At 61.1% G+C, this 22,201-nt stretch carries 18 protein-coding genes and 1 pseudogene; 10 read left to right on the plus strand and 9 right to left on the minus strand.

Going from position 1 to position 22,201, the window contains the following annotated elements; translation table 11 throughout:
- Positions 1 to 13 precede the first annotated feature (13 nt).
- A complete protein-coding gene (locus tag H8K11_15010; protein MCS6265064.1) occupies positions 14 to 1,132 on the minus strand; it encodes a hypothetical protein in 1,119 nt (372 codons plus the stop codon).
- Positions 1,133 to 1,357: 225 nt separating this feature from the next.
- Here H8K11_15010 and H8K11_15015 point away from each other — a divergent pair, with 225 nt between their 5' ends.
- The 5 genes from H8K11_15015 (at position 1,358) to H8K11_15035 (ending at position 7,557) form a co-directional block, all read left to right on the plus strand.
- Positions 1,358 to 2,041 (plus strand): HAD family phosphatase, encoded by a 684-nt coding sequence (locus tag H8K11_15015; GenBank protein MCS6265065.1) that lies wholly within the window; start codon positions 1,358 to 1,360, stop codon positions 2,039 to 2,041.
- 308 nt (positions 2,042 to 2,349) lie between these two features.
- The gene (locus tag H8K11_15020) at positions 2,350 to 4,755 is read left to right on the plus strand and encodes a hypothetical protein (GenBank protein ID MCS6265066.1); all 2,406 of its coding nucleotides are present in this window, start codon (positions 2,350 to 2,352) and stop codon (positions 4,753 to 4,755) included.
- Positions 4,752 to 5,768: a phosphatidylserine decarboxylase gene (locus H8K11_15025; protein ID MCS6265067.1), complete on the plus strand. Its 1,017-nt coding sequence runs from the start codon at positions 4,752 to 4,754 to the stop codon at positions 5,766 to 5,768. Before H8K11_15020 ends, H8K11_15025 begins: the two co-directional genes overlap by 4 nt.
- Positions 5,768 to 6,823, plus strand: coding sequence for a prolipoprotein diacylglyceryl transferase (locus H8K11_15030; GenBank protein ID MCS6265068.1), 1,056 nt, complete (start codon positions 5,768 to 5,770; stop codon positions 6,821 to 6,823). The genes H8K11_15025 and H8K11_15030 overlap by 1 nt, the downstream gene beginning before the upstream one ends.
- Complete coding sequence (locus H8K11_15035) at positions 6,820 to 7,557, plus strand: tetratricopeptide repeat protein (protein MCS6265069.1); 738 nt, start codon at positions 6,820 to 6,822, stop codon at positions 7,555 to 7,557. Before H8K11_15030 ends, H8K11_15035 begins: the two co-directional genes overlap by 4 nt.
- A gap of 76 nt (positions 7,558 to 7,633) precedes the next feature.
- Here H8K11_15035 and H8K11_15040 read toward each other — a convergent pair whose 3' ends face one another.
- Positions 7,634 to 9,241 carry an inorganic phosphate transporter gene (locus tag H8K11_15040; protein ID MCS6265070.1) on the minus strand — a complete coding sequence of 536 codons (1,608 nt, stop codon included), beginning with the start codon at positions 9,239 to 9,241 and terminating at the stop codon, positions 7,634 to 7,636.
- Positions 9,242 to 9,417: 176 nt separating this feature from the next.
- On the opposite strand from H8K11_15040, the gene H8K11_15045 reads away from it, so the two are divergent.
- Positions 9,418 to 10,206: a hypothetical protein gene (locus H8K11_15045; GenBank protein MCS6265071.1), complete on the plus strand. Its 789-nt coding sequence runs from the start codon at positions 9,418 to 9,420 to the stop codon at positions 10,204 to 10,206.
- 6 nt (positions 10,207 to 10,212) lie between these two features.
- Here H8K11_15045 and H8K11_15050 read toward each other — a convergent pair whose 3' ends face one another.
- Complete coding sequence (locus tag H8K11_15050; protein ID MCS6265072.1) at positions 10,213 to 11,136, minus strand: SDR family oxidoreductase; 924 nt, start codon at positions 11,134 to 11,136, stop codon at positions 10,213 to 10,215.
- 112 nt (positions 11,137 to 11,248) lie between these two features.
- Here H8K11_15050 and H8K11_15055 point away from each other — a divergent pair, with 112 nt between their 5' ends.
- Entirely contained in the window at positions 11,249 to 12,643 is a 1,395-nt protein-coding gene (locus H8K11_15055) for a DUF4832 domain-containing protein (protein ID MCS6265073.1), read from the plus strand.
- A gap of 75 nt (positions 12,644 to 12,718) precedes the next feature.
- Here the strand turns inward: H8K11_15055 and H8K11_15060 are convergent, their stop codons facing one another.
- The 5 genes and pseudogenes from H8K11_15060 to H8K11_15080 all read right to left on the minus strand — a co-directional run bounded on the left by H8K11_15060 (position 12,719) and on the right by H8K11_15080 (position 18,681).
- On the minus strand, positions 12,719 to 13,642 hold the full coding sequence (locus tag H8K11_15060; protein MCS6265074.1) for a response regulator: 924 nt from the start codon (positions 13,640 to 13,642) through the stop codon (positions 12,719 to 12,721).
- A 191-nt stretch (positions 13,643 to 13,833) separates the two neighbouring features.
- On the minus strand, positions 13,834 to 14,469 hold the full coding sequence (locus H8K11_15065; protein ID MCS6265075.1) for an FKBP-type peptidyl-prolyl cis-trans isomerase: 636 nt from the start codon (positions 14,467 to 14,469) through the stop codon (positions 13,834 to 13,836).
- A gap of 352 nt (positions 14,470 to 14,821) precedes the next feature.
- Positions 14,822 to 15,766 (minus strand): annotated as a pseudogene (locus H8K11_15070) (glutathione S-transferase family protein).
- 98 nt (positions 15,767 to 15,864) lie between these two features.
- A complete protein-coding gene (locus H8K11_15075) occupies positions 15,865 to 17,892 on the minus strand; it encodes an ankyrin repeat domain-containing protein (GenBank protein MCS6265076.1) in 2,028 nt (675 codons plus the stop codon).
- A gap of 294 nt (positions 17,893 to 18,186) precedes the next feature.
- A complete protein-coding gene (locus tag H8K11_15080) occupies positions 18,187 to 18,681 on the minus strand; it encodes a hypothetical protein (protein ID MCS6265077.1) in 495 nt (164 codons plus the stop codon).
- Between the two features lie 166 nt (positions 18,682 to 18,847).
- Between H8K11_15080 and H8K11_15085 the strand changes: the two genes are divergently transcribed.
- Positions 18,848 to 19,798 (plus strand): NmrA/HSCARG family protein, encoded by a 951-nt coding sequence (locus tag H8K11_15085; protein ID MCS6265078.1) that lies wholly within the window; start codon positions 18,848 to 18,850, stop codon positions 19,796 to 19,798.
- A 21-nt stretch (positions 19,799 to 19,819) separates the two neighbouring features.
- Here H8K11_15085 and H8K11_15090 read toward each other — a convergent pair whose 3' ends face one another.
- On the minus strand, positions 19,820 to 20,050 hold the full coding sequence (locus H8K11_15090; GenBank protein ID MCS6265079.1) for a hypothetical protein: 231 nt from the start codon (positions 20,048 to 20,050) through the stop codon (positions 19,820 to 19,822).
- 258 nt (positions 20,051 to 20,308) lie between these two features.
- Between H8K11_15090 and H8K11_15095 the strand changes: the two genes are divergently transcribed.
- Both H8K11_15095 and H8K11_15100 read left to right on the plus strand, forming a co-directional pair.
- Positions 20,309 to 20,530, plus strand: coding sequence for a hypothetical protein (locus H8K11_15095; protein MCS6265080.1), 222 nt, complete (start codon positions 20,309 to 20,311; stop codon positions 20,528 to 20,530).
- A 186-nt stretch (positions 20,531 to 20,716) separates the two neighbouring features.
- Positions 20,717 to 22,180: a sodium:solute symporter family protein gene (locus H8K11_15100; GenBank protein MCS6265081.1), complete on the plus strand. Its 1,464-nt coding sequence runs from the start codon at positions 20,717 to 20,719 to the stop codon at positions 22,178 to 22,180.
- Positions 22,181 to 22,201: the final 21 nt, after the last annotated feature.

Consider the following 22,201-nt stretch of genomic DNA (forward strand, 5'->3'; position numbering starts at 1 on the left):
TAAGCCCCTGTGTTTAGTGGCCGGTGAACGGGAGGAAGGAGACGGCGATCGAAATCGCGATGAGCACGATGATGATCCATTCGAGCACTTCCATCCGTCGAGTCGTGGCGCGGTCGGTCATTTTTCCGTAAATGCTTTCCAGGGTCTGGAGTTTTCTGATGATGCTGGCGTCCCAGGCTTCCAGGTGAAAGCGTTGAGAGGCCAATCGATACACGCGGGCCAGGTATTGATCGCCGAGCAGCTTCAGCGTGTTGGCTACGCGTTCGAAGAGCACGGCGCTGTCGACCTGCAATTGCCCGATGTGCGTCAAAGCGACTTCGTGCGAACCGGGCAGCCATGATGTCAGGCCGGTCTTTCGTGTCAGCGCGTCATACCCCTGGTCGAGCGCCGTATCGAGTTGCTCATCCAGGGCGCGCATTTCAAGCAGTTCGACGTTCACAAACTCCAGCACCGCCCGCACGTCATCCATGTCCTGTCCGAAGACGAGGGCGGCATTCCAGTCGATCAGGGCGGTGTCATCGCGGCTGAATGCAATCCGGCAGGACGTCGCTTCATGGATTTCCTGGTCGGAAAGTCGCGTGCGTTCGCTACGGAGCACGTGGGCGAACAAGGGATCGTAGGGAGCGCCGAAGGTTTGGATGGCCGAGGGGGTGCAGCGCTCAATGGAAAAAATGAGATAGTCTTCGACCTCCTTCGACGTGGAGGGCCGCTCGATGGCCGGATAGATGTCGCGCACAAGCTGATCCAGGCGGTGGCGCGATTCCGCCAGCAGCGTCTCGTTCTCGTACAGCGACTCACTTAAGCTCAGCAGGCCTTCAAAGGGACCGTTGATCGGAATGCGGTAGATGACGGTGACCGCGCCGAAGTCGTACAGCATCACCTCCACGGCTTCGCTCGACTGGTAGTCGCCGAAAGCCAGAGCGACGGTCTCCTGTGTCAGTCGAAGCGGCGCCGGACGGTATTCGAAATAGTGCGGGGCTCGCGCTTTGTGGCGGATGCGCCCGCGTTCTTTGATTGCGGTGACGTGCCGTTCCGCCTCATCGAGATTGATCGCCAGTCCGATGTCATAGGCGAAGAGGGCATAACAGGTCCCCTGTTCGATCGAGAGCGGAGGCGCATCGAGGGGTGTCATGGGGATTCTCCCGGAGGATTCCTATGATGATGGGCGATATGTACGCAGACTGCAAGCGGGCTGCGAGGCCGGCCACGCGGCGGCTGTCGGGAGCAGGGTGGCGGTATCAGTCGGACCATCGTATCGGCACAGGATTACAACGAGGTCAGGAGAGGATTAAGTTTGCATGAACCAGGCGCAGGCCGCTTGTGTTGATCAGCCGGAAGCAGGTAAGAGTGGGAACACATGGCTACGATCAAAGCAGTCATTTTCGATTTCGACGGGGTGTTGTTCGACACCGAGCCGCTGCATTTCGAAATGTTTCGACAGGTGCTTCGAATGGAGGGGGTGACGCTTGCTCCGGACCGATACCATGCGCGCTATGTCGGGTTGACGGATCAGGCCTGCTTCCGCGCGGTCTTGACCGACTCCGGTTGGACTGCCATAACGGGCGAGACTCTCGACCGACTCGTGCAACGCAAAACCGGTCTCATGCAGGACGCGCTACGCAAGACGTTACCTGTTCTGTCCGGCGTCAGGGAATGTGTCGCAGCCGTGACGGAGGCCTGCCGTACGGCCATTGCATCCGGCGCGTTGCGCCAGGAAATTGCCTTGTGTTTGGAACTGGCCGGGATGACGTCGATGTTCGAGCATATCTCAGCGGCGCAGGATGTTCGTCAGGGCAAACCTGATCCGGCCCTGTATCTGCATGCGCTGGGCGCGCTGAATCGGCGGTTGCCGCTAGGAGCCCACGAATGTGTGGCGTTCGAGGATACGCCGCACGGGATCGAAGCGGCCCGCAAGGCCGGGATGCGTTGCGTCGGGGTGGCGACAACCTTGCCCGAGAGTCGTCTGGTGCAGGCCGATCTTGTCGTCCCGTCGCTTCACGCAGCGTCCTTCAGCCAGGTACTCGCTCATCTCTCTGCCTGAATCTAACCCGGACTAGTCATGAATGCCTGCTGCGTCGTCCGATCCTCTCGCTCGGCGGGACTGTTCTCGTTCGCCCTCCTCGACGGACAGCAAGTACGCCTGCGTCGGCCTCGCGTGCGAGTGGCCCCGGCGGGCTTCGGTCTCGTACGCCTCGCGACGGCCTTCATGAATAGTCCTGGCTAACCGCCTCACCGCCGCTGCATTGTTACACAACATTTCTATGGGGATGAGGCGCTCGTAACAGACTGGCGGTAGGCTCGATCCGTATCAGCCGTAGATTTCTCCGGGTGATCACCGGGAGGTTGAGCATGAGCCGAACGACGACCATCTCCTCGAATTCCCCTCTGCGCCCCGCCGAACCCCGTGATGTGCTCGAAAAAGAGGCGGCGCAATTCCTTGCCGGTCTCCCTGTTCTGCCGTTCTCCCATGATGACATCACGGCTGGTTCCGAGAGCGAGTTACAGGCGGCGGTGTGCGGCCTCTCCGAAGATGTCGATCTTCCGCGCACGATTCAGCGCTCCAATTATCTGCACAATATCCGTGAACGGACGGCGGCCGGCGAGAGTCCGAGAATCGTGATCAGGCAGTTGCAGGAATTCCTCGCCTCGCCGGATGCGACCGTTTGGGAAAATTCGTGGGTGCGGTTTCCCCGGCGGCTCCTGAATCGAACCGCCGATCAACTCTTCGAGGGCGATCTCGCAGCCGACAAGTGCCATGCCAAGGGGCCGCTTCGGGCCGATGCCCATCGGTATCTGCTGACGGAGCAGGGCGAGGAGTGGGTCCGCCTTCCGATCAGTTACCTGCTGAAGCTCACGCTGGCCCAGGTGATCGAAGAAATCGAGCGGGATGCGCCGCTGCTCGCGAGTGAGGGCCGACGGCTGCTGAATCACTTCCTGAACGACAACAGCTCACCCGAAACCTTCTCCTTCTACGTGTCTCCGATGGATCGGGCGCAGGGGATGGGAACAGGCATTGCGCGGGAAACGGCAGTCCGGTTTCTGTTCACGCATCTGCTGGCGTTGTATGCCAATCGGCAATTCGGTTTGCAGGAGAGCGGACAACAGGTGTTGGTCTATGCGTCACCCCATCCGCCGTTGCGGCAGCGCCGTCTCAACGGACTGGTGTCCGATGCCTTCTACCGCGAATTGTTTATGAACCCGTGCTTGTCGGGGTGGGAGCGAGGCGAGGAGAAGTCTCAGTACATGGGGCTCTGTCATGAGGTGCTGTCGCGCAGCCAACTGAACGCCGTCGTCCGGTTGAAGGATGCGGGCATCATCACGCGCAACCTCGTCGTGTTGCCGTCCACCTCGAATATCAGCCTGGCCAACAACGGCACGCACCTCAGTTTAGGGAGTCGCATTCTGACGCAGGCGCTGCAATCCGGCGGGAAGGGATTCTCGGCTGCGCATGAAAAGGTTGTTGGCGACTTGGTGATCAAGATCGTGGAGCATTTTCTGCCGCTGTTTGCCGGCATCTATAGCGCGGCGCCCTACCGCATGAACTTTCGTGATTTCCATCCGGAAACGGCCTTAGGTTTCCTGCCGCACGAATTGGACTTTACCCATTTGCGCATGTTGTGGCGCCGGTGGAAAAAGAAGGCCGGTCTTTCGGTGTTCGGGCGCTCCATTACACCGGTCGGTCCCTTGTGGGTGGATCGTGCCCTCAGCGCGCTCTTTCATTTGCGCGGCGACTTCCTGCCCGACTTCAGATTGATCGACTACCTCGTGTCCCTGTTGTCGACCGATCAGAGTCCGGCCCTTGACGGGATCCAGGGGAATGATCTCCGGCTGAAACGCGATCTAGGGCAACTCGGGGTCTTCGACGAACGTATGTCGCTCTACCTGTTCTACAAGTTGCGCGCGGAATCAGTGATGGGATTCTCCGGCTTCGAGGGGCGGCAGCACAGCCTGTTTTCCAATCATCTGGACGACTTTGCCGACGCGGCCGCCCTGCAGGCGCTGGTGACGGCGCTGGCCTTTCGCTATATCGCAACCGGAGCCGTGGCCCATGACGATATCCCCGACGATCCGTTCACCGAAAGCGAACGACGACAATGCATCTTCGCCTCGGCCATCGGCGTCGGGACGGTGAATGTGCGCGACGGGGGATCGAACCGGTTCCTGGCGCGCATCCTGAGCAGGACGCAGAAGACCAGAGTCAGCCGCCGGTATGCAGGGTATCTGCGGGTCCGCGTCGATGACTATCGCCTGGCGCTTCTGGCGACGCTTGAAGAAGATGGGGCCGAATTGATCGAGGCATTTCAGCTTTCGGAGCATCTGGGGCGCCTGCGTCAGCGACTGCTCGAATCGGAGAGCCACAGCACCGCCGGCAAGTTGACCAGGGGCATTTTGGATTCTATCGGTGCGGGAAATCCCATGCAGTTGTCCGGCGAGGAGTTCGCGCAGGCGTCGGAGGCCTATTATCGCCGTCAACTACGCACCCAGTATGTTCGAGAGGCACTCGGATGTGTTCGGGAGGATTTGCAGGCGATCGACGGGGGCGGATCCGGGTGCGACAGGCGGTATCGCGGGATTGCGACGGCGGTGATCGGTCCCCGGTCAGCTGCGGATGCCCTTGCGGAAGCCGAAAAGGACTTGTTGTCTGAGACGGCGGAGGTCCCCACCCTGCGCCGCTGTCTGGCCCTCTGCCTACTCACGATTGCCAGGACCGGCGCGGCATCCCTGAGCCGGGAGGGAAGGTCGCTGGCCTCATGATCGCGCCGCATCAATACATCGAGCGTGAGACCAGCCTGATCAAGACCGAGCGGTTCTGCGGCGATCGGTGGCTCAATTGGGCGTATCGCGCCCTCTGGGAGGATGCGGGCTGGTTGATGAAGGCCTTAACCTCTCAACGTACGACACAGGTGTTGGGGTTCTTCAACTATGACCGGCCGTTTACCGCCACCCAGACGGCGGTATCCAGGTGCGCCCGGGCCATGGAGATCGATCTCTCGGAATGCCTCGAGTCTCGCGATCGCCTGAATACTCTGCGACGTCTCTTCCAGCGGCGGTTGCGCTACTGGCAGGTACGCCCGATGGACGAGGATCCGCGGGCCATCGTGTCTCCGGCCGATGCCCGATTGCTCCTCGGGTCGTTCGCCGACGACTCCTCGCTCTTTCTCAAAGGAAAATTCTTCGACTATGACGAACTGCTCGGCATCGACCGGTCCCGATGGCTGAGCCTGTTTCGGCAGGGGGACTGGGCGATCTTCCGGCTGACCCCGGATAAGTATCATTACAACCACAGTCCGGTATCGGGGCGGGTGCTGGACTGCTATGACATTTCAGGCCGTTATCATTCCTGCAATCCCGGCCCGGTGGTGGTGGCGGCCACACCGTACTCGAAGAATAAACGTGTGGTGACGATCATCGATACGGAGGTGCCGGGCGGGTCGCGCGTGGGGCTGGTGGCCATGATCGAAATCGTGGCGTTGATGATCGGCCACATCGATCAATGCTACTCCGCCGTCGCCTATGACGATCCCAGGCCCGTCCAGATCGGGATGATGCTCGAACGAGGGCGTCCGAAAAGTCTCTATCGTCCGGGAAGCTCCACCGACGTGCTGTTATTTGAGCCGGGCCGGGTGGCGTTCTGCGAAGATCTTGTCCGGAATCGGTTTCGTCCCGGGGTGCAGAGTCGGTTTTCTCAAGGGTTTGGCCGGGCGCTCGTCGAGACGGATGTACGGGTGCGCTCCACGATCGGTTGGAAGCGCGAAGGAGCACCCTGATGGCCGTTCAGGATGTGGCTGCCGCCCTGCTCATCGTGCTGTATGCGGCCTTATTCCTGTGGGCCTTTCGTGTCTTGCCGCGCGAAGGGTGGCAGGTACTTGCGACGGTGCCGCAGGCGCGACGTCCGGACGGACGGTGGACGGGACTCAATCTGACCTATTACGGAGCGTTCACCGCCAGTGCCGTCGTGGTGGCCGTGGCGCTGGCGATCGTGCTCCTGGGGAGTGTGGCGGTGCCGCTCGACGCCATTCTGTGGCTGTCGGTGACGCTGTTGGGCGCTTGCGTGCCGGCGGCCAAAATTCTGGCCCGGCTTATCGAAGGAAAGACCAATACCTTCACCATCGGCGGCGCGTCCATGTTCGGATTATTTCTTGCGCCGTGGATTGTGGCGGCGCTGAATGCCGGATTCCCGGCGAGGGCGGACAACGTATTACCGGTGGCCGCCGTGCTGGCGACCGTCGCCATCGCATATGCGTTCGGGGAAGGGACGGGACGTCTGGCTTGCCTGAGCTTCGGCTGTTGTTATGGCGCTCCGCTGACCCGGAGTCATCCGTGGATTGCCGGATTGTTTGCGCATCACCACACGGTATTTACGGGTGAAACCAGGAAGGCCGCCTATGAAAGCGGCTTGGAGTCGGTCCCGCTGGTTCCCATTCAAGCGATGACGGCGGCTGTTTCGGTCGCGACGGGTATGGCCGGTCTCTGGCTGTTCTTTCATGGCCGGATGGCGGCGGCATTTTTGTTCACCGTCGTGGTCACGCAGATGTGGCGGGTCGGATCGGAATGTTTGCGCGCCGACTATCGGGGCGGGATGAGGGTGTCGTGGTACCAGGTTCTGTCGCTCGCCGGTATAGCCTACGCTGCGTTCCTGACTTTCTGGCTGGCGGACGTGCCGTCCGTGCCGCCGGACGCGCTACGCGGGATCCGACTCCTGTGGCAACCCGGCGTGATTTTGTGCCTGCAAGGTCTGTGGCTCGGTATGTTTTTTTTCACCGGCCGAAGTCGGGTCACGACGGCAACACTGTCGATGCATGTTGCGAAGGATCGGATTTGATTGCCCGGCGACCGTCAGGATCCCGTCTGGTTGCCGTCCTCAGTCTCGCCTGTCTGTCGTTGATTGCTCCCGCGCGAGCGGAGCACGAACCCCTGCCGCCGGACTATCCCGACTCGCTGGAGCGTCGGCTGGCCGTCCTGCAAGCGAAGATCGCCACACAGGGCGTCAGGCTCGACCGGCTGATCGCAGGGGCCGAGCTGTACCTGGACATTGCCGATGACCTGTTCGAGGACGACGCGCAGAAGCGTCTGGCCTATGAGGCGGCAGCGGAGATGGCGAGGCGCGCCTTACAGATGGAGGAACGGAACGCACAGGCCCATTTTCTGTACGCGGCGGCCCGTGGAAGCGCCGAGCGATTGAAAGGCATCGCCAATGCCGGGCTGGTGTTGGGGGAAATCAAGGAGCATGTCCGCCGGGCGATCGAGCTCGATCCAGGCCATGCGCAGGCGCTGCAAATGATGGGAGGCCTCTATGCGGAGTTGCCCTGGCTGTTGGGCGGTAGCGAGAAAGAGGCTGAATCGTATCTGCGGCGCGCGATTGCGGCGGACGGACGTTATACCAATGCCCATCTCATCCTGGCCCGACTCCTCATCAAACAGGGCCGATCCGGTGAAGCGCGCGCACATCTCGAGGCCGTACTCCATATTGAGCATCCGCACTATCCCTATGCCTGGAAACGCAGATTCCGGCCGGAAGCGGAACGATTGCTTAAGTCGCTTCCCTCTCCCGATTGACCGCCGGGCGGTCGGTTCGCATGATGGCCTTGTCGTCGAGTGAGGGGGCGCAGTGCCTCACGAACGGCAGCGCTGGTTATGAGAGATGTCGAAACATCCAATACAGAGATCCGGCCAGTACGATGGACGCCGGGAGGGTCAGAACCCATGCCAGTGCGAGATGCCGGACTGTCTGCCACTGCAAGCCCGACCGATTGGCCGCCATGGTTCCCGCCACGCCGGAGGACAGCACTTGTGTCGTGCTGACCGGAAGCCCGAATAGGTCCGCTGCGCCGATCGTCGTCATCGCGACCAATTCCGCGCTGGCGCCCTGACCGTAGGAAAGGTGCGTTTTTCCGATTTTCTCCCCGACCGTCACCACAATACGTTTCCAGCCGATCATGGTGCCCAGCCCCAGCGCGATGGCCACAGCAGCTTTGACCCACACCGGGATGTATTTGGTGGCGTTGTCCAACATGGATCTATAGTGGAGCAGGACGTCTCGATCCGATCTTGAAAAGGCCGGTTCGTGAGTGTTGTTCATCCAACGCAGGGATTCCCCCAGCAGGTACATGTCGTTCCGCACGTTGGAGGTGTGTTCCGTCGGTATCTGGGCGACGGTCGCGTAGGAGGCAATCTGTGTGCGAACCATGCCGCTCAGCGCGCGAAGGGCCGGCAAGGTGTCCGGGCGAACCTCGTGGGTGCGGAGGTACTCTGCCACCGTGCGCCGCGGGTCCACCGGGGTGAGAGCCGTCTTGCCGTACCGTTGGAAAATAGCTTCCGATTTGGTCGACGCTTCCACGAAGGCAGGTGTGTACGAAATGTCCACGGTGCGATTGAGCGCATAGACCGTCGGCACGGTACCGATGAGGATCAGCATGATCAGGCCCATGCCCTTTTGCCCGTCGTTGGACCCATGGGCAAAGCTGACACCCGTACAGGTGAGAATGAGCAGACCCCGTATCCACAGGGGCGGTGGTGTCTTGCCGCGCGGCGGTTTGTACAACTTCTCGACGGGGACGGCCTTCATGGCGATCAACAGCAGAAACGCAGCGGCGGAGAAACCGATCAGCGGAGAAAGCAAGAGGGACTTGCCGACGCTGAGGGCCTGTGTCCAATCGACGCCGCTGGTATTCGTGCCGCCGGCTGCCATCAGCTGGTTGGTGAAGCCGACGCCGATCACGGAGCCGATCAGCGCATGCGAACTGGAAGAAGGCAGACCCAGATACCAGGTCCCCAGGTTCCAGAGAATGGCGGCGATCAGCAGCGCAAACACCATGGCGAATCCGGCTCCGGCGCTCACTTGGAGAATCAACTCGACCGGCAGCAGGGCGACGATTCCGAACGCAACGGCTCCGGATGCAAGCATGACGCCGATAAAGTTCCACAGACCGGACCAGGCCACGGCGAGATGCGGCGGCATGGAATGCGTATAGATGACGGTCGCGACGGCGTTCGCCGTGTCATGAAACCCGTTGACGAATTCGAAGCCGAGTGCGATCAGCAGGGCAAATCCGAGCAGGATAAACGGCCAGACTGAAGAGGCGCGAACATCGGAGAGGTCCGAGGTCAACTCACCGGCGACGTAAATTCCGCCGAGCGTGAGCAGGATCAGAATGAGGAAGAGGCCGATTTGTGAAGTCCCTCCTTCGAGAGTGATCTCGAAGGAATCGACAGCGGCGGTTTCGATGGGAGGCGGTGTCATTCAGGGTTCCTTTCTGCGGAGAGCCGATGCCGAACCGTTAACGGCCTGAGAGTCTGGCAGGATGTCGTTACACGTCGCTGTGAGCCGGATTAAGATCGGGTTAACTGTGGAAGACGGACGCTCGCCTCCGGGCAGGGGTTTGTTCTATCATCCGACGGGAGAAAGCCGGAGGGACGATGGACGCGAAGCACATGAGGCTGGGTGTTCTGATCGGTGCGATCATGCTGGTTGGCTGGGCGACCGGCTGTGGCAGTTCGGCGAAACTCATGTCCGGGCTCAGTATCGAGGAGTTGAAGCCGGTGCCGGGCATCCTGCCCAGCGCGAGGTTGATCAAGGGCACCATCAGCAGTTTCTCCGGCGATCGGGTGGAGGTCGAGACCGGGGAACGGGCTCCGCGCTACCTGTCACTCGAAGCCGGCGGGGACGAGGGGCGTGGACTGCAGCCGGGTGGGGCTGTGGAGATCATGGTCAACGATCGCGACGAGATTGTGGCCTATCAGCGACCTGCCGACCAGCCGCCGACGAAAGTCTTCCGCGGCTCGCTGGGGAGATCGTTCAACCCTCAGAAGGAACGAGTGACGATTCGCCTCGATACGGGGCGGGATGTGGGGTTCTATGCGCGCACGGTCGCCATGGAGAAACTCGCGGCGCTTGAGGTCGGCGAGACGGCGGACTTTGCCGTGGATCGAGCGTATCTTCTCGTCGATGTGTTTTCGTTGGGCAAGCCCCGCGAACTGGCGTTTGAGTCTTCGTCACGCGCGCCGCACCATCGCCTGGAGGGCGCATTCGTGACGATCGGTGACGGACGGATGCGTCTCAGGATGAAGATCGATGACATTCAATCCTTTCCCGTGCGGCCGTTGCTGCAGCCGGCGATTGAACAGCTCGCTCCCAACGAGTTGGTATCGGTCTATCTCGACGCGCAGGGGCAGGTGATCGATATGGTCAGAGCGCCCCGGCGTTGAACAACGTCAGCGGCGGGAAGGAAGCTTCACGATCCGGGTGATCAGCCAGTCATTCAGGCGATCCGGCAGGAGCAGGGCCAGGTAGGCACGGATGGCGGCGTCCGAGCCGACGAGATAGCGTGTTTTCGGCCACCTCGAACGCAAGGCATGCGCCACGGCTTCGGCCACGACGCTCGCCGGTTGTGCCTGTTCGCCGGCCGCAGTGGCCGCGTCTTTGATGCGAGTGAAGCCTTCCTGGTACATGCCCTTGAGGTCCTGTCCCCAGGCTGCGTCCCAGGCATCGACTTCTCTTCTGGTCTTTTTCCAAATAGGCGTGGCGATGGCGCCGGGGGCGATGAGTGCGACGCGGATGCCCCAGGGTTGGAGTTCCAGGCGCAAGGCATCGGTGATCGCTTCCAGCGCATGTTTCGATGCGGCGTAGGGGGCCATGAACGGCATGGAGGCCCGTCCCGCGATGGAGCCCATATTGATGATGCGTCCTCGCCCGGTGCGGATCAATGGGAGGAACGTTTGCGTGACTGCGATGAGTCCGAACACGTTGACTTCAAATTGCCGCCGCCAGTCGGCGAGGGGCAGGAGTTCGATCGGCCCCGCGACGCCGATCCCGGCATTGTTTACCAGACCGGCGAGGCCGCGTTCCCCCACCATGGCTGCGACGGTGTGACTGGCTGCCGAGATCGAGGCGGCATCGGTGACATCGAGGCGGATCGGCATGAGGCGCGGTCCGGCCTGTTGCTGGAGCCGTTCACCGTCGGCTGGATTTCGAACGCCCGCGAAGACGCGATAGCCCAGCTTGTCGAGCGCCAACGCGCACGCGGCCCCGATGCCGGTCGAGGCACCGGTGATGACGACGGAGTCGGATTGCGGCGATTGTGAAAACCAATTCAGCATATCGAGGCGGTTCTTCCCGCCGGTCGCGTACCCTATCATAATTTACGGCGCGACCCTACTCTCGGTTTCATCCGGCGGGGATGACGAACAAGCATGGCCGCAGGGCGGAGGTCGCCTGAGTGGCGGTCGGGGTTTCGTCCAAGGAGGACATATGCGAGGACCAATGTGGAGAGCCGCAACGTTGGTGGTGCTCGTGCTGGGTACGGCCGGCTGTGCCGATTCACTGAGCGGCATGTCGGGGGACGTGAAGGGGACCGGGCGGACCGTTACCGTTCAGCCTCGTGAAATTGATGAGGTGCTGTACAACCCCGGAATGGGATTTGCCGATTTTCATTTCGGGTTCGGACAGCCGCCGGCACCGGAAGAGTATCCCCATACGACCGTCGCCTATTTTCGGTGGCCCTGGGCAGAGCTTGAACCGAAGGAAGGTCAGTATAACTTTGCCCTCGTGGATGGTGTGATCGCGCAGGCCAAGGCGAAGGGAGAGACGCTCGCCATCCGCATCGTGTCCGAATACAAAACCGGTTCGCCGCAATGGTTGTTGGACAAGGGGGTCGGGAGTGTGAAGGAGTCCGACGGAATTTTCCCCGACTACAACCATCCCGTTTTTCTTGACTACCATGAGCGGCTGATCCGCGCGTTTGGTGAGCGGTACGGCCGCTCCGTCGATATCGACCATGTCGACATCGGGTCCATCGGATGTTGGGGCGAGTGGAATACGGTGTGTTGCGAAGGTGTGGAAGCCCAGTGCAAGGCGTTCTTTCCGACCGAAGACAATCAGATCGCCATCACGGACTGGTACTTGAAATATTTCGCAGGCACTCCGCTGGTGATGCTCCACGGCGGACAACTGAAGTATGCGGCCTCGCAGGGCGCCGGTTGGCGAGGGGATTGTTTCGGCGACTACGGCTATTTCAGTCCTGACTGGAATCATATGGAGCATGCCTATCCTCCGGTACTCGAAGAGGCGGTCATTGCGAATGCCTGGAAGCGTGGGCCGGTTCAGATGGAAGTCTGCGGCTACATACACGAGTGGTACGAACGGGGATTCGATCTCGACCGTATTCTGAATCAGGGCTTGGAGTGGCATGTCTCGGTGCTGAACGCGAAATCGAAGCCGGTGCCTGCCGCCTGGCGAGCGCGGTTCAATGAATTTTTGAAAAGGATCGGGTATCGCTTCGTCTTGCGCGAACTGACACATTCAGCGGAGAGTCGTTCCGGCGGGCCGCTCGTCCTTCAGTCGCGTTGGGAAAATAAGGGGGTGGCGCCGATGTACCACGCCTGGCCGCTGGCCTATCGGCTGCGATCGAGCTCGGATCAGGTCGTGGCGCAGTGGACCAGTCCTGCCGATCTGAAGCAATGGCTGCCGGGACCTGCGCCCCGGATAGAGGATACGGTGGTGGTGCCGGAGACCGTGCCCGCCGGTTCCTACGTTCTGGATGTGGCGATTCTCTCTGAAGATGCGCGGGCCGCCCATGTCGAGTTGGCGATCGAGGGGAAACGAGCGGACAAGTGGTATGCGCTGTCGCGCGTGGAGATTCGTTGACTGTTCGGTGTGGTGCAGGTCTCCTGGGCCGGTGTCGGCGCCATGAGAGGCGGATCGTTGCGGCGAGAGGGGGCGTTACGCGACCAGTTCCTGCGCGACGGTCCCCAGTTGAAGCACCGTGAACACCTGGTTGCCGTTCCCGCGATACTCGATCTGATCGAAGCTGACCTTGTTGGCCATGGCGATCCCGCGGCCATGGGTGTCGAAGGCTCGCTCGGGGTCGAAGGTCAAATACTTCCGCCATTCGAATCCCTTGCCTTGATCGGTGATGTGCAGGGAGAGTTTGTCCGGGTGGCGGACAAACTGTGCCGTGGCCTCGCGGGACGAGTAGACGGGATCGCTCAGTCGTCGCTCGATTTCACTATCCAGCTGCTCCTCTTCGATGAGGCGGGATTTTTCCTTGTAGCCGATATTCAAGTTGCCGTGTTCGATCGCGTTCAAGGTGAGTTCGAGGATGCCGGTGACCACCCGGTTCGCATCGGGATAGGCATGCGCGAGGAGCATCGCCAGGTTTTTCGCCTCTTCAGGCGTTTTGAACCGGAACGTCCCTGAGTCGAGCTGGCGCATGGTGGTGGTGGTCCGGCGCAGGTCCTGTCGTACTTCCAGGTAGCTGATGTGATCGCGGACTGCCGCATCGACGATGGCTTGCAGGGTCGCTTTTTCGAACGGCTTTGCCAGGTAATAGTAGGCCCCTGCCTGGAGTCCTTCCAGGGTCTGCTGATGTGTGGAGGCGGCCGTTTGCATGATGACGGGGATCTGGCTCAGTACAGGATGTTGCTTCATCTTGCGGAGGACTTCCATGCCGTCCATTTCCGGCATGATGCGATCGAGCAGCACGGCATGGAACCGATCCGGTTGTGCTTCGAGCATTTCCCAGGCCTGGAGGCCGCCTTGCGCCGTGGTGCAACGATAGTCAGGCTGGGGAAGGAACTCGAGCAGGATCTTGAGGTTCAGGGGCGAATCATCGACGAGCAATAACTGTGTTTGCGGGAACAGCATGATATGTGGCACCTCCGGTTGCCGGCCAGGCCGTCGGGGTATCGGGCATAGACTCTAGGCCTCGCATCGGAATGCAAGGCACTGATACCCCTATCGGAAGTGGATGAAGAATACTTAAGTGATGGCTGAAAGAAGGGGAAATAGAAGGACTCGCCGGGGGCTGAGCCCCGGCAGAGTCCTTTCGAAAGGGGCTACTGCTTGACGATGTCCAGCAATTCCACTTCGAAAATCAGGGTGGCGCCGGGCTTGATGACCGGGGGTGATCCACGATCCCCGTAGGCGATGCCTGATGGGCAGACCAGTTTACTCTTGCCGCCGACCTTGATCAGCTGTACCGCTTCGGTCCAACACTTGATGACCTGGTTCAGCGGGAAGGTGGCCGGTTCGCCGCGTTTGACCGAGCTGTCGAACACCGTTCCGTCGATCAGCGTCCCGTGGTAATGAACTTTGACCGTATCGGTGGCCTTCGGGGTCGCGCCCTTGCCTTCCTTGATCGTCGTGACGATCGCACCCGATTCCGTTTTCTTCGCGCCCGACTCCGCTGCAGCCTTGGCCAGGAATCCTGCCCCGGCTTTCTTCTCGACCTCGGCCAGCGCCGTGGCGCGTACCTGCTGCATCTGTTGAATCTTCGGGCCGTACACTTGCAAATCGACCTTTTGGGGATGTTTCAACACACCATCGACCAAACCGGCTTTCACGAATTCCAGTTCGGATTCGTTCAAGGTAAACGGGCCGAGCGATTGGCTGATGGCCGCTCCGAGAGCATAGAGCGTTTTTTGCTCATCGTTGGCCGGTTCAGGGGCGGCCGCCCAGCTGAGCGAGGACATGAGGAGCACCACTGCGGAGACGGCACCGGTCACATGACGCATAGACGATCCTTTCTGATGAACACCATGGCTCTGCTCACCATATGCCAGGGAGCCCCTGCGGCTCAAGATAATTCTTGGGCAGGCTGGTGAAAACGGCCTCCCGCGTCGTTCTCGGCTCGTCAAAATCATCGACGTACCCCTACGGGTACGCCTCCGGTGTTGATTCGCCTGCGGCCTAGCGGGACGGCGTGTTGAGCAGGCTGCGAAGATTACGCAGACTTGTCTGTAGCCTTGCCGAATGGAAAGCCTGTCTGGCGTCCAGGATGGGTAAGTATGTCGTCTGTTTCAGCAGTCTTGCCGTGAGGTGCGGTCAGGAGAGCGCGTCTCGTCCATGCGGGCTCTCCAGATCCAGTTGCGGTCCGATGGGGACGATGCGGGTCGGGTTGATGTCGTCATGGGTGACATAGTAGTGCCGCTTGATGTGATCGAAATCCACGGTCTCCGCGATACCCGTCACCTGGTAGAGGTCCTGAAGGTAGCCGTACAGATGGGGGTAATCGACGATGCGCCGGAGATTGCATTTGAAATGCCCGTGGTACACGGCATCGAACCGGAGCAGCGTGACGAACAACCGCCAATCCGACTCCACGAACTGGGCGCCGAAGAGGTAGCGTCGGTCGCGAAGTCTCGTATCGAGTTGATCCAGCGCAATGAAGACCGAACGCGCGGCTCGTTCATAGACGTGCTGGGAGGTCGCAAAACCGGCGCGGTAGACACCATCGTTCACCCGCTCGTAGAGAAAGTCGTTCATCTCGTCGATCTGCGGACGGAGGGCTGCCGGATAGAGGTCCAGCGGGCTGGTGGTGAAGCGGTTGAACTCGCCGTTGAAGATCCGCATGAGGTCATCGTCGGAATTGGTCACGATTCGTTTTGTCACCGTGTCCCACAACACCGGAACGGTCACGCGCCCTCGGTAACCGGGGTCGGTGGCACGATAGGCCTCGCTCAGGAAGTGAAACCCATTGGTCGTATCCAGGGAGTGGCCGGAACCGTTGCGAAAGGCCCAGCCCTGCTCGTCCCGGATCGGGTCGACCACGGTCATGCCGATGACCCCGGTGAGCCCTTTGAGTGTGCGGACGATGATGGTGCGATGCGCCCAGGGGCAGGCGAGGGAGACGTAGAGATGATACCGGCCGGCTGCGGCCGGATATCCGGAACGGCCGTCCTCGGTGACCCAGTGGCGAAATGCGTCGGACTACCGTTTGAATTCGCCGCTGTCGGTCTGTTCGTTCGGAAACTGGGGTTGTGTCCTCATTGCACGATTCTCCTTGGGAGTTCTACCTTAGTCAGAATCAAGGGGACTCGTCAATTGTCGATGAGGCCGTGCGGTGTTGCGTTGCCTCGAACGTAAGATCATGGTCGTTCGGTCTGTGCCGGGTGGTGGGGCGCAGCGAGGTCCCATCCGACGGAAAAGAGTAGGAGGAGCCCGGCGGCGGTGGTCTGCTTCGTGCGGGCCGTGGTTTCCCGAGGCGGCAGCGGTTCGTTTGCGATGAGTCCGTCGCCCAGGACTCGAGCATCGAGATCGAGCGTGCCGCCGATTCCGACGTTGAAACTGTATTGATCTTGTCGATGCGGCCGGTATCCCATCATCAGGCCGAATCCCACGGCGTCGATGATCCGCGACCCCGGCGCGACCGTGAGAAACGGTCCCCAACTCCAACGTTGCTCGTCCCACCGGTCGATCCAGAAGTGCATTTCCGGCATGACGCGCACCAGATCGTTGCGTTCATTGTCGATGCGGACGATACGGTTGACGACTGTGACGGAATCCACCCGTCTCGGGCCAAGATTATGTGTCCATCCGAGGCCGAGCCCGAAGCCGAGACGCTGAAGCATCCAGGGCCGTTCAGATTCCCGGTCCGGTGGATCCTCCTTCTTGTCGGTGGTGGAGGCCGGGGGCGACGGCGGTGGGTGGTCAGTGGAGGGACCTGTCGCGCCTACCAGCGGAGCACTCGCTGTCGCGGGGGAGGAGTCGGCTGAAGCGACAAGCGGAGCGGATCGGAGGTGCGCCGAATCGATGGAGGGAGTGATCTGGTGTGGTTGCCGCGGCTTTCGAATGTCCTCAGCGGACTCGATTATGGTTGCGATGCTCCGATGCTGGGGATTCGTTGGCGGTGAAGCCGCAGGTTTGGTCTCCACCTGGGTATCGATGGCGGCGATCAGCGGCGTTGGCGCTGGCTGCGGCGTAGTTTGCAGGGGGACCGGTTCAAGTGGTGTGAACGACTTGGCCGGCGGCATGCCGGATACCTGCGGGGGGAACGGTGTCACCCTGTCAGCGGGTGGTTGAGATTCAGCAACCAGAGGTTGTGAAGCGATTGCCGGGGTGGCTTCGTGATCTCTTGTGGGAGCGGTCTCGATCGGCGTCGCCGGTATCGGGCTTGTGTGCGGCCTGAGAGTGGTATCAGCGGGCGAAGTGGCCGCAGAAGCTCCCTCAGGTGCGGGAGGGAGGGATTTTGCCACAATGGGACCGCTGGAAGATTCGGTCACTGCGGTGGATGGGATGGGGATGACTGAGAGTCCCGGTTGCCTGTCGTCCTGCGCTGCCATGTCTGTGGAAGGTTTGGGCGACGGTACGGCCGGAAGCGGGGCCGCGCTTCGAGCGGGTGCAGGAGGGGCACTTTGGACGGTGTGTGAGTCTGTCTCCGGATCCGAAGCCACGATTCCGGGATCCGCCTCTGAACTGTCTGCCGTCGCGGCGGGCGATTGGGGCCTCGTCGGTATCTCGGCGGCTGGTATGGCCCGCACGGGTGCTCTGTCAAATGCGTGCCTGAGTGAACCATTGCTACTTTCAGTTGCCAGAGTGATCGGAGTTCTGCCGCCGGCCTCTCTGAGGTCAGGATCGGCCCCGTGGCGAAGGAGTGCGTCGATCACATCGGCTTGACGGGTCAGCCGCTCCGCCCGGGATTCACCGGAGAGTTCCCAAAATCGCCTGACGGCCTGATGGAGCGGGGTAAATGCGAGGGCGTTCCGCGCCGAGGGCTGTGCCCCTGTGGCCAGGAGTGCCTCGACGCAGCGTACCTGCCCATAAAAACTCGCCTGATGTAACGCGGTGTTGCCGGCTCGATCCGTTGCTTCAACCTCCGCATGCCGGCTGAGGAAGAGAGTGACCAGCGCCAGATTGCCCTTGCCTGCCGCTGTGATCAGCGGCGTCGCACCCTGACTGTCTCGGGCTTCGATATTCGCGCCCTGGTCAAGCAGCCGTAAGGCTTGGGCTGCGGTCCCGTCGGTGAGAGCCCTGTGGATCGAGCGTTCGGAATGGATGAGCGATGCGTTCGGTTTGGGTTGCGGCTTATCGGGACGCGCGTGACTGACGGACGGGAGTCCGAACATGAGAAGCAGAAGGGCGCAGGTAACGCCGGTGCTGTGGTGCAAGCGAAACACGGGTCCCCAACAAGGCCATCCGAGAGGCTCTCTGACGGCGTATGGTTTACCATACAGTTTGCATTGGCGTCACCTGAGTGTGTCACCCGTGTGACACGATGCGATGACCCAAACAGCCGGTCGGTTGTACGTGAGCCGTTGGTGGGCCATGAATCGATGGTCGGGTCGGTCTTCAGGACAGGGTGAGGCGGCAGAGAAGGGATACTGCGGTGAGACCTTGCCGGGGGTGGAATCCCCGGTTGTAACGCTCTGCGAGAATCACGTTTCAGCGGCTCTGGCGGTTATGGTCCAGGACTACCAACGCCTATGCCAGCGTCCATAGTAGGGCCGATAGTACCGTGGACCCCAGGCGTAGGGCCGGCCGTAAAATGGTGAGCCATAGAGCCATGGACGCCCGAGGTACAGGCCAAAACCCACAGACGGATATCCATAGAGCAATCCGGGCGCAACATAATTGTAGGTCGATACGGAAGAGGACTGCTCGGCCATCTGACGTTGAAGGTCGGCGGTCATGGCACTTTGCCGATCAGCCTGCTCTTTCAACTGGCCGACGGCGTTTTGCTGGACATGGACCTCTGCTTCCAGCTTCGAAATTTTGTCGCGCTGGATTTCGATAAACGCTTGCAGGCATCGCGTGTGCGCATCACCCGTGTAGCTTGAACATTCCCAGGGGCCGGAAGAGTCGGCGGCGTGGAGGGGAAGCGTGAAGAGGACGATGCAGAAACCGACGGTGAGAAACGTGACCCAATGCCGAGGAGAGTTCATTCGATCAGTCGTGAGACGTACCATGACGTTCCTCCCTGGCTAGCTGGCTACAGCCTACCATTCCCCTGGCGATGAAGACCAGGTCTGGGGCTAACCTTCTGAAACGAACCACGCACTGATCGGTTGACAACCGGCTGCAGGGAAAGGATGCTTGGCGGCGGCAACCGGTTGTGGAAAGGAGAGGGAAAAAATGGGACAGAAGCAGGTCATTGCGGTGGTCGGGGCGACGGGCATGCAGGGGGGCGGGTTGGTGCGGGCGATTCTGGCCGATCCAAACAGCGGCATGACGGTGCGCGCGTTGACCAGGGACGTGAATTCGGACAAGGCCAGGGAGCTGGCGCGACTTGGCGCCGAGGTGGTCGCGGCCGACGTGCACGATGGCGAGAGTTTGAAGCGTGCATTTGCGGGGGCTGCCGGGGCGTTTTGCGTGACCTTTTTCTGGGCGCATTTTTCTCCCGAAAAGGAATTTGCCGAAGCCGAGGCGATGGCCAAGGCTGCCAAGTCGGCGGGGGTTCCGCATGTGATTTGGTCGACCCTCGAAGACACGCGTCGATGGGTTCCGCTCTCGGACGACCGGATGCCCACACTATTGGGCAAGTACAAGGTGCCGCATTTCGACGCCAAGGGCGAAGCCGATCAGGTGTTCAGGCAACTCGGAGTGCCGACAACCTTCCTGCTGACGTCGTTCTATTGGGATAACCTCATTCATTTCGGCATGGGCCCGAAGAAGGGACCGGACGGGACACTGGCGTTCACGCTTCCCATGGGCGAGGCGCGATTACCCGGTATTGCGGCAGACGATATCGGGAAGTGCGCCTTGGGATTGCTGGAGAAGCGGGATGCCTATGTGGGAAAGACCGTCGGAATCGCGGGGGAGCATCTCACCGGATCACAAATGGCCGCGGCGTTGACGAAGGCGCTGGGTCGGGAGGTGCGCTATAACGCGGTGCCGCCGGAGGTCTACCGGACGTTCGGGTTCCCCGGAGCGGATGATCTGGGTAACATGTTTCAGTTCAAGCGTGACTTCAATGCGATGTTTTGCGGCGCGCGCGAGCCGGCGATCGCCCGGGCGCTGAATCCCGGGCTGCAGACCTTTGCGCAGTGGTTGGAGGCGAACAAGGGGCGAATTCCCCTGTCGTAGACGGAGCCAGGTTCCTAACTGCTAAGCCGGCACTTTGTGTGACGGCTTGTGCTTGGAAAGCTGGCACGAAGGTGTGAAGGGATTGCAGCGCAGGCGGTGGAGCTTGATCGTCCGGAGCTTCTCTGTCCCTGTCGCAATCCGCGGCTCGGCAGGCCGCTCGCCGCTCCCGAGTAACGGAAACGAGGCGAGCGTCGTCAGGACGCAGATCGAAAGAACGGCCACCACCCATGCGAAGTACAATGAGTAACGCATGGCCTATTCGTACCATAGCGACATGAGATGTCAACGAAACGATTGTTTTTTGCCGTCTGTTCCTGTCGCTGAGGACGGAGGGATCTGTTCCGGAAGATTCCGTAGTCGGTTTCAGGAATTGCTACGGCGTTGTCATTGGCAGACACTGCTGTGGTGGGCGTCGGATTCCGCTGTCGCTCACCAGTCTCACAAGGAGGACTCCCCATGAACAGGATGTCGATTTCCGCCGCGACCATCGTATTGGCTTTGTTCGGCCTCATGTCGGTCGGCTGGGCCGGTGAGATGAAGGCCAAGATGGAAGAGATGAAGGGCGACACAAAGGCGAAGGTCGAAGAGATGAAGGGCGAGGCCAAAGCCGCCGTCGAAGACGCCAAGGGCAATAAGGTTCAGGCGGAAGTGGAGCGCGCCAAGGGCAAGGGGAACGCGGCCATGGAGAAGGCTAAGGGTAAGGTCAAGGAATTGAAAGCGAAGACGGAATAGGCTCGTTCTGCCGACGCGGCTCGACCGGCCTGTGCATGGGGATGACGCACGCGCAGGCCGCCCGTAGCCGACTGCGTGAGCCCCTGCGCGCCCTGCCTGCCATTGCGCAGGGGCTTCGCTGCCGGTACAATCCCCTCGCTCGTCACCCGCCGACGGGTGTGATCGCACCGACGCGCGAACGATTCCATGCTCCTATCCTTCGTGATTCTCTATCTTGCCTGCTCGGTCGGGATCGGGCTCTACGCGGCGACCCGCGTGCACAATGCCAAAGACTTCGCCGTCGCGGGGCGCTGTCTGCCGCTGCCGGTGGTGACTGCCACAGTGTTTGCGACCTGGTTCGGCGCCGAGACTGTGCTCGGCATCTCCGCCACCTTTGTCAAGGACGGCCTGCGAGCGGTGGTGGCCGATCCCTTCGGATCGAGCCTCTGTTTGATTCTCGCCGGATTATTGTTTGCCCGCCGCCTGTACCGATTGAATCTCCTCACGATCGGGGACTTTTACCGCCTACGGTACAATCGCACGGTTGAGGTCCTCTGTACCCTCTGCATCGTCGCTTCATACCTCGGTTGGGTTTCAGCCCAGATCAAGGCCCTCGGGCTGGTCTTCAACGTGGTCACGGACGGAGCGATGAGCCAGTCGGTGGGCATGGTGCTGGGAGCCGTCATCGTCCTGACATACACCACGTTCGGAGGCATGTTCTCGGTGGCGATTCTGGATTTTGTGCAGATCACCATCATCATGGGCGGCATGCTCTACATCGGCTCGGTCATCAGCGGATTAGCCGGCGGGGTGGAGCGGGTGGTGACGCATGCGGCCATGGCGGGGAAACTGGATTTTTTCCCGCCGGCGCGGATGGAGGCGTGGATTCCGTTTCTCGGCGCCTGGGTCACGATGATGTTCGGATCGATTCCGCAGCAGGATGTGTTTCAGCGCATCACATCGGCGCGGGACGAACGGACGGCAGTGCGGGGATCGGTGCTGGGGGGGACGCTGTATTTCTTCTTCGCGTTTGTGCCGATGTTCCTCGCCTATTCCGCTACGCTCGTCGATCCGGCGCAGGTGGCGCAGTTATTGGAACGGGATTCCCAACTCATCCTTCCCAACCTGATCGTGCAGCACACCCCGATCGTGGCGCAGATCATCTTTTTCGGCGCGCTGCTGTCCGCCATCATGAGCTGCTCGTCCGCCACGTTACTCGCGCCGTCGGTGGCGTTCAGTGAAAATATCGTGAAGGGGTGGGTGCCCACGATCAGCGATCAAGGGTTGTTGCGGGTGATGCGAATCGTCCTCGTCGGGTTTGCGGCCACGGTCCTGCTGTTTGCGCTCAATTCAGAGGCCAGTATTTTTAAGATGGTCGAGAGTGCGTACAAGGTCACGCTGGTGGCGGCCTTCGTGCCGCTGCTGGCCGGATTGTACTGGCCCAGGGCCACGACACAAGGGGCGGTGCTGGCGATCACTGTGGGGCTCGGAACCTGGGGTGGATCGGAGCTGACCGTCACGCTCGATCAGGTCTGGCCGCCGCAGCTCCTGGGCCTGCTGGCCGCCGCCGTGGGGATGGTGGCCGGGTCCTTGCTACCGCAATGGATCGAGCATCCGGCTGGAGTGAGCGCGTCCGGGAACCGGCCGTCCCTTTCCTCGCCCGTCGAGTGAATTAGTAGGCTGCGGAGGAAC

It is taken from the genome of Nitrospira sp. (assembly GCA_024998565.1).
In the GTDB taxonomy this organism is placed as follows: domain Bacteria; phylum Nitrospirota; class Nitrospiria; order Nitrospirales; family Nitrospiraceae; genus Nitrospira_A.